Annotated in this window: 12 protein-coding genes; 5 read left to right on the top strand and 7 right to left on the bottom strand. The window is 59.9% G+C overall.

Annotated features, from left to right (window positions below; translation table 11 throughout):
- The first annotated feature begins 53 nt into the window (after window positions 1-53).
- The 3 genes from HSS18214_RS0112155 to HSS18214_RS0112165 all read left to right on the top strand — a co-directional run bounded on the left by HSS18214_RS0112155 (window position 54) and on the right by HSS18214_RS0112165 (window position 2,863).
- Window positions 54-725 carry a response regulator transcription factor gene (locus tag HSS18214_RS0112155; protein ID WP_016915565.1) on the top strand — a complete coding sequence of 224 codons (672 nt, stop codon included), beginning with the start codon at window positions 54-56 and terminating at the stop codon, window positions 723-725.
- Window positions 725-2,128 (top strand): ATP-binding protein, encoded by a 1,404-nt coding sequence (locus HSS18214_RS18225; protein ID WP_016915566.1) that lies wholly within the window; start codon window positions 725-727, stop codon window positions 2,126-2,128. The genes HSS18214_RS0112155 and HSS18214_RS18225 overlap by 1 nt, the downstream gene beginning before the upstream one ends.
- A gap of 117 nt (window positions 2,129-2,245) precedes the next feature.
- Window positions 2,246-2,863, top strand: coding sequence for a CBS domain-containing protein (locus HSS18214_RS0112165; RefSeq protein ID WP_016915567.1), 618 nt, complete (start codon window positions 2,246-2,248; stop codon window positions 2,861-2,863).
- A gap of 99 nt (window positions 2,864-2,962) precedes the next feature.
- Here the strand turns inward: HSS18214_RS0112165 and nhaD are convergent, their stop codons facing one another.
- From nhaD to HSS18214_RS0112190, 5 genes are all read right to left on the bottom strand, one after another.
- A complete protein-coding gene (gene nhaD, locus HSS18214_RS0112170) occupies window positions 2,963-4,429 on the bottom strand; it encodes a sodium:proton antiporter NhaD (RefSeq protein WP_016915568.1) in 1,467 nt (488 codons plus the stop codon).
- 155 nt (window positions 4,430-4,584) lie between these two features.
- Window positions 4,585-6,411, bottom strand: coding sequence for a glutamine--fructose-6-phosphate transaminase (isomerizing) (gene glmS / locus HSS18214_RS0112175; protein WP_016915569.1), 1,827 nt, complete (start codon window positions 6,409-6,411; stop codon window positions 4,585-4,587).
- 43 nt (window positions 6,412-6,454) lie between these two features.
- A complete protein-coding gene (gene glmU / locus HSS18214_RS0112180) occupies window positions 6,455-7,822 on the bottom strand; it encodes a bifunctional UDP-N-acetylglucosamine diphosphorylase/glucosamine-1-phosphate N-acetyltransferase GlmU (RefSeq protein ID WP_016915570.1) in 1,368 nt (455 codons plus the stop codon).
- Window positions 7,823-7,837: 15 nt separating this feature from the next.
- The gene (locus HSS18214_RS0112185; protein ID WP_016915571.1) at window positions 7,838-8,935 is read right to left on the bottom strand and encodes an FAD:protein FMN transferase; all 1,098 of its coding nucleotides are present in this window, start codon (window positions 8,933-8,935) and stop codon (window positions 7,838-7,840) included.
- Window positions 8,936-8,962: 27 nt separating this feature from the next.
- On the bottom strand, window positions 8,963-9,763 hold the full coding sequence (locus HSS18214_RS0112190) for an undecaprenyl-diphosphate phosphatase (RefSeq protein ID WP_016915572.1): 801 nt from the start codon (window positions 9,761-9,763) through the stop codon (window positions 8,963-8,965).
- Between the two features lie 567 nt (window positions 9,764-10,330).
- Here HSS18214_RS0112190 and mgtE (HSS18214_RS0112195) point away from each other — a divergent pair.
- The gene (mgtE, locus tag HSS18214_RS0112195) at window positions 10,331-11,680 is read left to right on the top strand and encodes a magnesium transporter (RefSeq protein WP_026001911.1); all 1,350 of its coding nucleotides are present in this window, start codon (window positions 10,331-10,333) and stop codon (window positions 11,678-11,680) included.
- 88 nt (window positions 11,681-11,768) lie between these two features.
- Window positions 11,769-12,968 (top strand): cation diffusion facilitator family transporter, encoded by a 1,200-nt coding sequence (locus HSS18214_RS0112200; RefSeq protein ID WP_016915574.1) that lies wholly within the window; start codon window positions 11,769-11,771, stop codon window positions 12,966-12,968.
- Here the strand turns inward: HSS18214_RS0112200 and mgtE (HSS18214_RS0112205) are convergent.
- The gene (gene mgtE, locus HSS18214_RS0112205) at window positions 12,965-14,347 is read right to left on the bottom strand and encodes a magnesium transporter (RefSeq protein WP_016915575.1); all 1,383 of its coding nucleotides are present in this window, start codon (window positions 14,345-14,347) and stop codon (window positions 12,965-12,967) included. The two genes, HSS18214_RS0112200 and mgtE (HSS18214_RS0112205), sit on opposite strands and share 4 nt — an antisense overlap.
- A 118-nt stretch (window positions 14,348-14,465) precedes the next feature.
- Complete coding sequence (locus tag HSS18214_RS0112210; protein WP_016915576.1) at window positions 14,466-14,894, bottom strand: F0F1 ATP synthase subunit epsilon; 429 nt, start codon at window positions 14,892-14,894, stop codon at window positions 14,466-14,468.
- Window positions 14,895-14,912 lie beyond the last annotated feature (18 nt).

A 14,912-nucleotide genomic window follows, 5' to 3' on the forward strand; every position in this document is an offset into this window, starting at 1 on the left:
AGATAGCCTTGTCGCCAGCAGGCGCAACACAACAAGAGGAGTGGCCCGTCAGTATGCGAATTTTATTGGTGGAAGATGACCCTAGCCTGGCATCGGGCATTCGCATGGCGCTAAAGCCCGAGCATTACACGGTCGATCATCTGACCGATGGTGACACGGCCCTGGTCGCACTGCAAAACGAACCGTTCGATGCCGTGATTCTGGACCTGGGCCTGCCCACCATGGACGGCATTGAGCTGCTGCAAACCCTGCGCCGCCAGGGACATCAGGTGCCCATTCTGGTGCTGACGGCCCGCGACGCCGTCGAGAGCCGCATTGCCGGGCTGGACGCGGGTGCCGACGACTACTTGACCAAACCCTTCGAAGTGGATGAGCTGAAAGCGCGCCTGCGGGCCTTGTTACGCCGCAGCCAGGGCCAGCCCAACGGCCTGCTCTCCTGCCGGGGGATCAGCTTGAACCCTCAAACCCTCACCGTGCACTACCAGCAGCAGACCATTCCCCTGTCGCGTCGCGAGCTGGCGCTGCTGCAGGAGTTCATGAGCCACCCGGGGCGCGTCTTCACCCGTGATACGTTGGCCCGGCTGGTGTACGGCTGGGAAGAGGACGTGGAAAGCAATGCCATCGAGGTCCATATCCATCACCTGCGGCGCAAGCTGTTTCCGGATGCCATCCGCACCGTGCGGGGCATTGGCTATGTGATGGAAAAAACGGGCAAGGAGAGCTGATGCGCTCCATTCGTCGCCGCACGCTGGGGCTCGTGCTGCTGGTATTCGGCGTGAGCATGTTCATCATCGGTTTCATCAGCTATCGCTTTGCGGCACAGGAAATCGAAGAGTTGCACGACCGCAGCCTGGCGCAAAACGCCCGTTTGCTGGAGGGCCTGCTACAAGCTCCCTTGCCTGCCCAGGACCGCACGCTGCTGCTGAGAAGCCTGGAGAGCGCCTTGCTGCAGCCCGGCGCCACAGAGCCACCAGATCTGAGCGATGGCTATACCCACCAGCTGGCGTTTCAGCTGTGGGAAGGCAACCAGCTGCTGCTGCGTTCCGATAACGCCCCGGCGACCCCGCTGGTGAGCCAGCCGGTCGGGTATTCGACCGCCACCCTGGAGGAGCAGACCTGGCGGGTCTACGTGCTTTCGCTGGCAGATGCCAACAAGCGAGTCATCGTCAGCGAACGCCAGGATGTACGCGCGGCACTGACCCGAGAAGTGGCGCTGCGCACGCTACTACCCGACCTGATCGGCCTGCCTCTGCTGACCCTGCTGCTGTGGTGGTCGATTGGCTGGGGGCTGGCACCGCTGTCACGCATGGCGGAACAGATACGCAGCCGCGACCCTAACAACCTCCAGCCGCTGTCATTGCAGCCCCTTCCTCAGGAGCTGGATACCATTGCTGGGGCACTCAACCGCTTGCTGGCGCGTTTACAGCAGATGCGTATTCGCGAAAAGCGCTTCATTGCCGATGCCACCCACGAGCTGCGTACGCCGCTGGCGATTCTCGATCTGCACGCTCAAAACGCGCTGGCCGCCGATAACCGCGCGGATCGTGAAGAGTCGCTGCACCATTTGCGCAGCGGCGTGGCCCGTTCGACGCGGCTGGTGGCCCAACTATTGACCCTGGCAAGGCTGGACCCCGAAGAGGAGCCGCTACCCGAAATCCGCCATGCCGACGTGCGGCAAGAGACCCAGGAGACTCTGGCGAAACTCCTGCCGCTGGCCACGGAGCGCCGCCAGCAGCTGCATATGGAAGTCGAAGAGCAGCAGAGCTGGCTCATGGAAGAGGAGCCCGGGGCCATCGAGACCCTGGTACAGAACCTGGTGGGCAACGCCCTTCAACACTCGCCACCCAGTGGGGCTGTGACGGTGCACCTGAGCGCGTCCCATCACCACATCACGCTAATGGTCGATGACCAGGGCAAGGGGATTCCGCCCAGCGAGCGCAGCCGAGTCGTGGAGCGCTTTCAGCGTGCAGGGCCTGGGGCGGGCGCTGGGCTGGGCTTATCGATCGTCGAACGCATCGTGAAACGCCATGGAGGCACCCTGTTACTGGAGGAGGCACCCAGTGGAGGCCTGCGGGTACGCGCCACGTTGGCGAGAGATGCGTTGACCCAGCGCCAGGCAAAAGAATGAGAAAAAATGTAACAGATTCTGGCTGTTAAGATTTCGATAAGAATTCCGTGCAACTGTGAAGGTACAGAGCAGGCAATCAGTCAATGACCTGTTATTCACCCCACGGAGGTACCCCCGATGAATTCACTGCTGAAATCTCACAAAGCCCTTATCCAATTTGGCACTACCCCGCTGCTGACTACCCCGGCCGCCAAGACGTTGACGCCGGATAGCCCAGCGCTGTCGGTTCTGACCGATTTCACCAAGGTGGTGCCGCAATCTGTCGCTGGCGATACCCCCATCGATGAAGCCCATCAGAAGATGCGCCACGGCGGTGTTCGCCTGCTGTTCGTGATGGACAAGCAGAATCACTGCGTCGGCGTGCTGTCGGCCAAGGAAGTAATTGGCTCACGGCGCATCAATATCGCCATGCAGCAGCGCAACCTGGAACGCTCCGACGTCACCGCCGACATGATCATGACGCCCTGGGAAAAACTCAGCGCCATGCCAATAGAGCAGCTGAAAGCGCTCACTATCGAGGATCTGGTGCGGTCCATGGAAACGTTTGCCGAGCAACACCTGCTGATTACCGAGCAGACGGCCAATCATGAACTCAGCGTGCGAGGAATCGTATCGGCCACGGACATTCAAGCCGTCATGGGCAAGCAGGCCAAAGGGAAAGCGGATGCCACGGTCGTGCCCATGGCCCGCAGCTTCGCCGACATTTGCCAAGTGGTCACCGGCCACGACTTATAAGTTTCCACTCGCTTACCAATAAAAACGCCCCTTATCTTTTTGATAAGGGGCGTTTTTATTTGCCTGCCCAGCGGCCAGCGCTGGGCAAACGATCGGTTTTCAAAACAAGCTGGCGTTGATCATCAGGTGCGCCGCAATACTGGCCGCATAGCCCAGTAAGATGGCGGGTACCCAACGCAAGTGCACGGCAAAGGTGTAAATGCCCCGTGCCTGCCCCATCAGCGCCACCCCAGCGGCAGACCCCATGGAAAGCAGGCTACCGCCCACCCCCGCCGTCAGGGTAATCAACAGCCAGTTGCCTTCGCTCATGTCTGGCGCCATGGAGAGCACGGCAAACATCACGGGGATGTTATCCACTACGGCGGAAATCAGGCCCAGCACCACGTTGGCCCAGACCGGGTTCCAACCGCCATACAGCGTTTCAGACAGCAGGCTGAGATAGCCCATGAAGCCCAGGCCACCGACACACATGACGACTCCGTAGAAGAACAGCAGCGTGTCCCACTCGGAGCGCGCAATCCGGCTGAAGATATCGAACGGCACCACGCTGCCCAGTTGCTCCAGCTTTTGCCAATCGCCACGGCGAGAGTAGCGCTCGCGCTTGCGCTCCAGGGAGCGAGGCAGGCTGCGACGCAGGTAGTAGCCAAAGAACTGCAGCAGGCCCAGGCCAAACATCATGCCCATGGCAGGGGGGAGATACAGGATCGAATGGCACAGTACCGAGATGGCCACGGTGATCAGGAACAGCAAGATGATGCGCTTCGCGCCGCGCTTCATCCAGACGTTCTCGGTCAAGGCAGCGGGCTGACGGTTGACGAGGAAGAAGTTCATGATCAGCGCAGGCACCATGAAATTGACGATGGCGGGCAGCAGCAGCACGAAGAAGCCTTCGAACGGCACTTGCCCGGCTTGCCATACCATCAGCGTGGTAATGTCGCCAAACGGGCTGAAGGCGCCCCCTGCGTTGGAAGCAACCACCACGTTGACACAGCACAGGCTGATGAACTTGTTGTCTCCCTCAGCCACTTTCAAGACGACGGCACACATCAGCATGGCCGTGGTCATGTTGTTGGCAATCGCGGAGATGGCAAACGCAAGACAGCCGGTAATCCAGAACAGGGTTCGGTAGCTGAACCCCTTGCGCACCAGCCAGGCGCGCAGCGAATCGAAGATACGCCGCTCTTCCATGGCGTTGATGTAGGTCATCGCCACCAGCAGGAACAGCAGCAGCTCGGTGTACTCCAGCAGCGTCTCCTTGAAGGCTTCTTCTGCTTCATGAGGCATGCCGGCCTGCACGTACACCCAAGCCACCATGGCCCAGATCAGTCCCGCCGCCACCAACACCGGCTTGGACTTGCGCATGTGGATAATTTCTTCGCTCATGACCAGTGCATAAGCAAGAATGAAAATGATAACGGCGGCAATACCGGCCATCGAGGTGGTCAGGTCTAGCGGGCCGGCAGCAGCAAACACAAAGGAAGGAAAGAGGGTCAAGCAGAGGGCGGTCAACAACCGAGCAGCGCGGCGGGAGGCGTGCCGTGCTACAAGGGCGTCTGGTGGTTTCATGGCAGTGTGGTCCTGGCAGGATAAGAGAGTACCGCCACGATGATAAGCACACTAACTATGTGCTGCAACGCAGCGATCGCGCATAAGATGCGGCTATTCGCCGCATCCTGTAAAGCGCTTTTATGCCGACCTTTGCAATTATTTGTGTTCCGGGTTTATTCCACCGTCACGCTTTTCGCCAGGTTACGTGGCTGGTCCACATCGGTGCCTTTCAATACGGCCACGTGGTAGCTCAGCAGCTGTAGCGGCAGGGTATATAGCAGCGGCGCCAGTGCCTCATGTACCTCCGGTAATTCCAGCACGCGGATGTCGTCCTGAGCGCTAATGCCTACCTTGCGATCAGCGAATACGAACAGCTGGCCGCCGCGAGCGCGCACTTCTTGCAGGTTGGACTTCAGCTTCTCCAGCAGGTCATCGTTCGGGGCCACCGAAATCACCGGCATTTCACTATCCACCAGCGCCAGCGGGCCGTGCTTCAGCTCGCCAGCCGGATAGGCTTCCGCGTGGATGTAGGAGATTTCCTTGAGCTTCAGGGCACCTTCCAGGGCAATCGGGTAGTGAGCACCACGCCCCAAAAACAGCGCATGGTGCTTTTCGGCAAACGCCTGGGAAAGCGCTTCGATCTGCGCATCGAGGCCCAATACCTGCTGGCAAAGCGCCGGTAGTTCCTGCAGGGCAGCCAGAATCGCTGGCTGTTCAGGCCGCCCCTTCGCTTTACTGACGGAGAGCGTCAGCAGCAGCAGTGCGATCAATTGCGTCGTAAACGCTTTGGTGGAGGCCACGCCGATTTCAGGGCCTGCACGGGTCATCAGCGACATATCCGACTCGCGCACCAGCGAACTGCCGGGCACGTTGCAGATCGCCAACGTACCGACATAGCCAAGGGTTTTGGCAAACCGCAGCGCTGCCAGCGTATCGGCGGTTTCCCCAGACTGAGAGAGGGTGACGAATAGTGTGCCTTCCGGCACCACCGGGTGGCGGTAACGATACTCGGAGGCCACTTCGACCTGCACCGGCACGCCAGCATAGCGCTCCAGCCAGTAGCGGGCCACCAGGCCCGCATGGTAGCTGGTGCCACAGGCGATGATATGCACCTGGCGGGTTTTCTGAAACAGCGCCTGGGCGTCTGGCCCGAAGCTCTCGACCAGAACGCTGCTGGCACTCATGCGCCCTTCCAGCGCTGCCTCGATGACCTTGGGCTGCTCGAAGATTTCCTTGAGCATGTAGTGGCGATACTCTCCCTTGCTGGCGGCGCCATCGCCATGCTCGAAGGTATGCACCGGGCGCTCGACAACGTTCCCCTGTCGGTCGACGATACGGATGGCACCGTGTTCGCGCAGCTCGACCAGATCGCCCTCTTCCAGGTAGATGAAGCGGTCGGTGACCTGCAGCAGCGCCAGCGGGTCGGAGGCCAGGAAGGCCTCATCGATACCCACGCCCACCACCAGCGGGCTGCCCTGACGGGCGCCCACCACCACGTTGGGTTCGTGCGTACTCATCACGCCCAGCGCATAAGCTCCCCCAAGCCCACTGACGATCTCCTGGGTCGCTTCGAACAGTGTCTTGCCAGTGGTGAGTTTGTCGGCCAGCAAGTGAGCGATCACTTCGGTATCGGTGTCGGAAGTGAAGGTGTAGCCGCTGCCCTGCAGCGTCTCCTTGATCTGCTCGTAATTCTCGATGATGCCGTTATGTACTACAGCAACACTGTCGCGGCTGTGGTGGGGGTGAGCGTTGGCCTCGGAGGGCTTGCCGTGGGTGGCCCAGCGGGTATGGGCGATACCGCAATGACCCGGCAGTGCCTCGTTGGCCAGGCGCTCTTCCAGGGCCGCTACCTTGCCCAGGGCCCGGTGGCGGGTCAGCGCTCCGCTGCTGAGTACCGTCATGCCTGCCGAATCATAACCGCGATACTCCAGGCGTTTGAGCCCTTCCAGCAATATCCCCTGCACATTGCGCTGTGCCACGGCTGCGACGATACCGCACATACTCCACTCTCCTGAAGGCGCCAAGCGCCTGTATCACCGGTGTTTAGTTTGCTTTTTTGGTGGGGCGCGGCCAGTCGGCCTTTTCCAACTGGCGGCTGCGGGTCACTGCCAGGGCGTGCTCCGCCACGTCCTTGGCGATGGTGGAGCCCGCCCCCACGGTGGCCCCCTGACCAATCGAAACAGGGGCAACCAGCGCGCTGTTGGAGCCAATGAAGGCATGGTCGCCAATCTGCGTGCGATGCTTGTTGACGCCATCGTAGTTGCAGGTAATGGTGCCTGCCCCAACGTTCACCTCGCGCCCCAGGGTGGCATCGCCCACGTAGCTCAGATGATTGATCTTGCTGCCTTCGCCAACCTCGGCGTTCTTGGTCTCCACGAAGTTGCCCACTTTCGCCTTGACCGCCAGACGCGTGCCAGGACGCAAACGTGCATAAGGGCCAATCTGATTATGGCCAGCGGCCACCGTGGAGTCGATGACGCTGTGGCTATCGATGACGCTTTCAGCACCGAGGGTACTGTTCTTGATTACGCAGTAAGGTCCGACGCGCACGCCTTCGCCCAGCTCCACGTTCCCTTCGAAGACGCAGCCCACGTCGATGAACACATCGTGGCCACAGGTAAGCGTGCCGCGTACATCGATTCTCGCCGGGTCTGCCAGGGCAACGCCCTGAGCCATCAACGCTTCCGCCGTCTGCTGCTGGTGGGCACGCTCCAGACGGGCCATCTGGGCACGGTTGTTGACCCCTTCCACCTCGGTAGCATCATGGGGCTGCGCCGTAGCCACCTTGATACCTTCGCTAGCAGCCATGGCAATGACGTCGGTCAGATAGTACTCACCCTGGGCATTCTCTGCCGAGAGCTGGGGCAGCCAGCGCTTCAGTTGAGCGCTGGTCATGGCCATGATGCCGGTATTGCACTCGGTGATGGCCAGTTGCTCGTCGTTGGCATCCTTTTGCTCGACAATCGCCACGGCCTGCCCGTCACTATCACGCACGATGCGCCCGTAACCGCTGGGATCGTCCAGCGTGACCGTCAACAGCCCCATATGCTGCTCATCCACCTGGGCAAGCAGACTCGCCAGCGTGTCACGGCGAATCAGCGGCACATCGCCGTAAAGCACCAGCACGACGCCATTGCCCAGGCGGGCCTGGGCCTGCGCCACGGCATGCCCCGTCCCCTTTTGCTCTTCCTGCAGCGCAAACAGCACGTCATGCTCTGCCAGCGCGTCACGCAGTTGGTCAGCGCCGTGACCGATCACCACGTGGGTCCGTGCCGGATTCAGCGCCTGAGCAGTCTCCAGCACGTGCTGCACCATGGGTTTGCCTGCCAGGGTATGCAGCACTTTCGGCAAGGGAGAGCGCATCCGCGTACCTTTACCGGCCGCCAGAATGACGATGTCGAGATCATGCATGTTCAGTACCTACCGTTATTGGGCCGCTGCCGGTGTCCAGGCATCGATGCCCAGCTCTTCCAGCAGCGTATCACCAAAATAGTCCTTGAATGCTGGGCTGGCGATGCTGCGCCAGCGGTCGCCGTCGCGCACCAGCAGCAGTACGTTCAAGTCGTGTTCCAGGGCCAGCGCCATGCCCTCTTCCGTACCAACCACCAGCAGTGCCGTGGCCCAGGCATCCGCCCAGGCATTGGAGGGATGGAACACCGACACCGATACCAGGTCATGGGTAATCGGTTGGCCATCGCGAGGGTCGATGGTATGCGAGTAGCGCTGCCCATCGACTTCGAAGTAATTGCGGTAGTCGCCGGAGGTCGCTACCGACAGGTTGCTGAGCGGCACAATATGCTGAGCCGCTTGCTCACCGTCTTCCGGTACTTCGATACCGATCCGCCAGGCACGCTCCTCGTCTGGCTCCCGGTAACCACGGGCGATCATGTCTCCCCCAAGATTCACCAGGTAGTGCTCGATCCCCTGCTGGTCAAGATACGCGCCTACTCGATCGACGGCATGGCCTTTCGCCACGCCAGAGAGGTCGACAAACACATCCCGCGTGCGCCGCGCCTGCATCTGCTGGGTATCCACTTCCAAAGCGTCATGCCCGACGGTAGAGAGGCGCTCGGCCAGGGCCTCGTCACTGGGTACTTCTTCTGGCCTTGCTTCTGGCCCGAAACTCCACAAGTTCACCAGGCCACCCACCGTCACATCGAAGGCACCATCGCTGTCTGCCGCAACGGCCTGACTGACGGCCAAGACTTCGATCAGCTCATTGGACAGCGGCTGCCACTCATTCAGCGGCGCATGATTGAAGGTCACCAACTCGGCATCATCTCGGTAAGTCGACATGGAGCGGTCCACGCTTTCGAGTTCGGCCAAAAACCCCTCTTCCAGCGCCTGTGCTTGCCCTTGGGTCAGCGGGTCCATCACCGTTACCTGATAGAAAGAGCCAAACACCCCGCCTTCAAACCGGGTGGGGGGTTCCAGAGGGCGATCACTCTCCGAACAGCCTGCCATCAGGGGCAGCAGGGTGAGTAAACCAAGGCCAGCTAAAAAGGGACGATAGCCGATGTTCATCGCATTTTCCTTGAAGTTTGCACGAGATTAGAAGTGGAAGAACCACAGCAGCCAGAGACCGAATACCACGCGGTAAATCACGAATGGCTGCATGCCCAACTTCTTGATGACGACCAGAAAATAGTGAATACAGAGATAGGCACTAATACCAGAGAGAAGCGTACCCACGATCATGGCGGGCCAGTCGATGGCCTGGGGATCACTGAGCAAGCCAACGGCCTCCAGACCTCCGGCCAGCACAATCACGGGGATCGACAGCAGAAACGAGAAGCGCGCAGCGCCCTCCCGGCTCATGCCTACCAACAGGGCTGCCGTGATGGTGATACCGGAACGGGATGTACCCGGAATTAGCGCCAGTGCCTGCGCAAAACCAATGATCAGCACATCCTTCAGATTCATGCTGTACTCGCTGCGGGTGCCGCGCTTTTTCCAGTCGGCATAGCCCAGCAGTAAACCAAAAGCGACCAGGCTCAGCCCGATGATCAGGGTCGAGCGCATGTGATCGGCAATCAGATCACGACCCAAAAAGCCGATAATACACACCGGCAAAGTGGCCAATGCGACCCAGAACCCTAGCCTGGCATCCTCATCGACGCCTTTGCCCCGTAGCGCGGCCACACCGCTGACGACCATGCGTATGATTTCATGACGAAAGTAGAGGATGACGGCACTCAAGCTACCCAGATGGAGTGCCACATCGAATGCCAACCCCTGATCTTCCCAAGGCGTAAATACGGGCACGAGAATAAGATGTGCGGAACTGGAAATCGGCAGGAACTCGGTTATTCCCTGAACCACTGCCAAAATCACGACCTGTAGCCAATCCATAGATTCATCCTAGCGTCAGTTGAGAGGCGTTCTGAAAAGCCACAAGGATACACGTGCGATTCCATGATGTCCGCCTGCAAATATTCTGTGATTGACAATCATGAAAACGCCTCCTAGCATGGCGCCGTGTTCAAGCGCCCTACCTGTGGCCCATGAATGCAATACAACTCCTTATCTTTCCCATAAAAGAGGTTTCGAGAGCAGCCCATGGAAGATCCCAGTAGTCGATTATGTATGCGTGAAGCAGCCATGAAGTTTGGCTCGCTAGTGCACACGACCCGCCGGTAAGCTTTCTGCTCTCCAGGCCGTCGTGGCTTGGCCCTCTATACCCCCGCCTCTCTTCATAGCTCTTTCGCGCCTTGCGCGAGTCGTTGTCGTCAACTCGCCACATTAGTCGTTCACTATGCACGCAAGTACTTTGTCGACCGTGTGTCCCTGACTCATGTCAGGCCACTATGGCCAGAAAACCTTGTGCGCGTGGATTATATGCGTGTCGGTGCGTCGTCATGAACGCTGCCTTCACATCGGGTTGTCTCGCCTTGATTCCGCCATTGCCGGAGGCGAACAATGAGCTATGCCGTACTAGCCGCTTCACTAAGAAGCGCCATGCAGCGCAACGATCACACCGCGATTTCTCATATCGTCGCGGAAATGCAGCCTGCCGATATTGCCGATTTTGCCCGTTACGAGCCCGCCTATACGGTGTTGGCGTTGCTCATGCAGCTTCCCGAAGCGCAGCGTGGCCCTACGTTCGGCTACCTGGAAACGGAGCAACAGCGGGACATCGGTGAAAAAATGACCGATGAAGAACTCGCAAAACTGGCTGCCACGATGGATGCAGACGAGCGCGCTGACCTGTTCCACCTGGTGGCGCCAGGCAGGCAGCCTGCCATCCTGCGCCAACTATCGCAAAAAGAGCGCGATGACTTAACCAAGCTGGCCAGCTATGCCGAAGGCACGGCAGGGGCCGTCATGACCTCCGAGTATGTTTCCGTGCCGGTCACCATCGACGTGGCGGAAGCCTTGAGCCTGCTACGCGCCAGCGCGCCTGACGCCGAAACCATCTACCAGGTGTATTGCGTCGATAAAGAAGGCCGTTTGCAGGGCACCGTATCGCTACGCCAGCTGATTCTTGCGGCCCCCCACCAATGCGTGGAAGAACTAATGGTCTCGGAAGTGGTGTTTGCCTCCGTGGAAACGCCGCAGGAAGAAGTCAGCCGGCTGATTGCCCATTACGACTTGCTGGCGCTTCCCGTGATCAATGGTGGTGACCGCTTGGTGGGCATCGTGACCTACGACGACGCCATGGACGTGGCCGCGGAAGAAGCCACCGAAGACATGCACAAGGGGGTGTCGGTGGGCAAGCTGGAGGGCAGCCTGCGCTCGGTCAGCCTGTTCGAGCTCTACCGCAAGCGTGTGGTGTGGCTGGTATTGCTGGTATTCGCCAATATCTTCTCGGGTGCCGGTATCGCCTATTTCGAAGAAACCATCGAAGCCTACATTGCGCTGGTGTTCTTCCTGCCACTGCTGGTGGATAGCGGTGGCAACGCAGGCTCTCAGGCGGCCACCCTGATGGTACGCGGCATGGCCACCGGCGATGTACGTACCCGCGATTGGGCCAAGCTGCTGGGTCGTGAAGTCGGCGTCGCCTTGGCGCTGGGTCTGACCATGGCACTGGCGGTGTCCGTGGTGGGTATTTTCCGCGCGGGCAGCGAAATAGCACTGGTCGTCGCGCTATCAATGGTGCTGATCGTCACGGTAGGTAGTCTGATAGGGATGATTCTGCCGTTCATTCTGCAGCGCTTCAAGCTAGATCCGGCGACCGCCTCGGCACCGCTGGTGACCTCGATTGCCGATGCGTCAGGCGTACTGATCTACTTTGCACTGGCAACGGCTATTTTGGGGCTTCCTGTATAGACAATGCAGTCAATCAGGTGAGCCTCTCACCTCAGTACGCTACAATGAGGCCTTTATATAGCGTGTACGCCATCGGGTAACGCAAGCCATGAAGATAGAGCAACTGACGGCCACTCCAGACGATTCATCACACATCCATCATAGCCAGGAAGCCAAGCGCGTCACGTACATTGGTGCCTGGCTGGATGGGCTGCTGAGTGTCGTCAAGGTGGTGGTGGGGTTTCTGGTTGGCTCGGCAGCCTTGATTGCCGATGGCATTCACTCCCTGTCTGACCTTGTCACCGATGGCTTTGTTCTGGCCGCCATTCATTATGGCCGTCAGGAACCGGATAACGACCACCATTATGGCCATGGCCGTATCGAGACGCTGACCACGCTACTGCTGGGCAGTGTGCTGATCTTCGTGGCAGGCGGTATCGCCTGGTCGAGCATCGACCGTCTGTTGAGCGGTACCGAAGTAGGCGCGCCCGGCGCTTTTGCCATCGCGGTGACGGTGCTGGCCCTGATCAGCAAGGAGTGGATCTTCCGCTACACCATGCGGGTCGCCAAACGGGTCAAGTCCAAGCTGCTGGAAGCCAATGCCTGGCACTCCCGCAGCGATGCTCTTTCCACGGCCGTGGTGCTGGTAGCGCTGGTGGGTGCCCAGTATGGGATGGGGTGGCTGGACGCTGTGGCCGCGATCATCGTGGGGTTACTGGTAGGTAAGGTCGGCATCGACCTGCTGTGGGAGTCCGCCAGAGAACTGGTGGATACCGCCTTGCCCGAAGACGTGCAGCAGCAGATGCATGATGTGGCCTGCAGCGTGCCCGGCGTGGATAGCGTGCATGACCTGCGTACGCGCCAATCGGCAGGCTGGGTGATGGTGGACCTGCACGTGGTGGTGGGTCCGCGTATCACCGTTTCCGAAGCTCATGAAATCGGCAATGAGGTGAGTCGCCGCCTGCGCCACGAGTTTCCGCTACTGACCGACGTCATCTTCCACGTGGACCCGGAAGACGATGCCGGTGAGGGCGACCCGAGCCGCCTGCCCGGCCTGCCCTTGCGCCCAGAAGTGGAAGCCGCTCTCGATGAGCGCTGGTACATGCACCCGGTATGGCGCACGTTGAACGATCTACAGCTTCACTACCTGGACGACAAGGTATCGGTCACGCTGATCATCGGTGACGCGGTCCACCAGCCGCCCCAGTGCCTGGCCAGCCAACTCAAGGCGCTGGCCAGCGACATCGAGTGGCTGGGCCACGTGGAAGTGATGTTCATCACCCGCGCGGCCAGCAGCGCCATGCGCTAGACGTTGGTCAGAATGGCGGTGGCGATGGTGAAGTAGATCAATACCCCCGAGGCATCGATCAGGGTCGTCACCAGCGGTGCCGAGGCTGTGGCCGGGTCGACCTTGAAGCGTTCCAGTACGAACGGCAGACACATGCCCATCATGCTACCGAACAGCACGATGGTGACCATGCTCAACGCGACCACCATGGCGACTTCCTCACCGCCACGCATGACCCCGATGGGCGCGACGGCCAACGCCATGGTCAGCCCCAGCGCACCGGCCACCAGCAGCTCCCTGCCCAGCATCTTGCTCCAGTCCTTGACCCCTACGTCCCCGGTGGCCATACCCCGCACCATCAACGTGGCCGCCTGGGCGCCCGCATTACCGCCACTGCCAATCAACAGCGGCAGGAAGAATACCAGAGCGACCTGAGCGGCAATGGTATCTTCGAAGTACGCAATACCAGCCCCCGAAAACAGGTTGGCAAACACCAGCAGTACCAGCCAGGTCACCCGCTTGCGGTAAAGACTGGCCAAGGGCACCCGGCTGACACCGTCTTCCAGTTGGCCAATCGACATCCCTTTGTGGATATCTTCGGTGGCCTCGGATTCGGCCACGTCCATGGCATCATCGTGGGTCACGATCCCCACCATGCGTCCATCCTGATCGAGCACCGGCAGCGCCAGCAGGTCATAACGCGCCACGATACGCGCCACTTCTTCCTGCTCTTCGTCTACGTGGGTGCTGATGACATCCTTGATCATGATGTCATCGACCACGGCTCCTGGACGGGCGACCATCAGCTGCCGTAGAGACATGGTTCCCACCAACTCGCCTTCCTTGTCGAGGATGTAGAGCTGGTAGACCGTTTCCGCATCCGGCGCTGTCTGTCGCACCCGCATCATCGCCTGTGACACCGTCATGCCACTGGCTATCGCCACATAGTCAGAGGTCATGATGGCGCCGGCCGTGCCTTCTTCGTAGCTTGCCAGACGCTTGAGATCTTCCCGCTCCTGGTGCGCCATGCGACGCAGCAACGCTTCGCGGCGGTCTTCATCGAGCAGGTTGAACAGATCCACTCGCTCGTCCGACCCCATCTCCTCAAGCAGCTTGAGCACTTGGGTGTCGCTCAGCTCACCGACGACTTCGAGCTGACTCTCGCCTGGCAGATAGCCCAGCACGTTGGCGGCTCGCTCGGTGGAGAGTATGTCCAGCACCGTCAGGGCCGCACGTAGCTCTTCATCCTCTTCGATCAGCTCTTCCAGCACTTCGCCAATATCGGCCGAGCGAATTTCAGCGAGGCGTTCTGCCAATTGCGCCTTGCTGGGCTCTTCCTTGACCAGCTCATCGAGCAGTTCGGTTTTCAATTCCTGTAAGGCTTCTTCGTTCAGCGCCATCGCTCTCTCCTGATGCCATTCAAATCCGGGACGACTGACCACCATACTAACAGACAAAAAAAACGCCCCTTAAACCCTGGTCGGGTTTAAGGGGCGTTTGGGTACACAGTGCGTGTAACTAGCCTTTACCCGCCTTCTTGCGCAGCTGCTGGATCGTTCGCAACTGAGCAACGGCTTCGGCAAGTTCAGCAGCAGCACGGGTATAATCCAGCTCTGCTGACTTGTCGTTAAAGGCTTTCAGCGCCTGCTGACGCGCTTCCTCGGCGGCGGCCTCGTCGAGGTCACCGGCACGAGCAGCGGCATCTGCCAGGATCGTCACGACATCTGGCTGGACTTCCATGAAGCCGCCAGAGACAAAGAAGTTTTCTTCCTTGCCGCCATCGTGGATCACGCGGATCGGGCCCGGCTGAAGCTCGGTCAGCAGCGGGGCGTGCCCCGGCAAGATGCCGAGGTCACCCATGATCCCGGAAGCCACCACCTGCTCGACCTTGCCTGAGAAGATGGATGCTTCTGCGCTGACGATATTGCAAGTGAAGCTATTCGCCATAGCGAATCCCCCTAATGG

The organism is Vreelandella stevensii S18214 (assembly GCF_000275725.1).
Lineage (GTDB): Bacteria > Pseudomonadota > Gammaproteobacteria > Pseudomonadales > Halomonadaceae > Vreelandella > Vreelandella stevensii.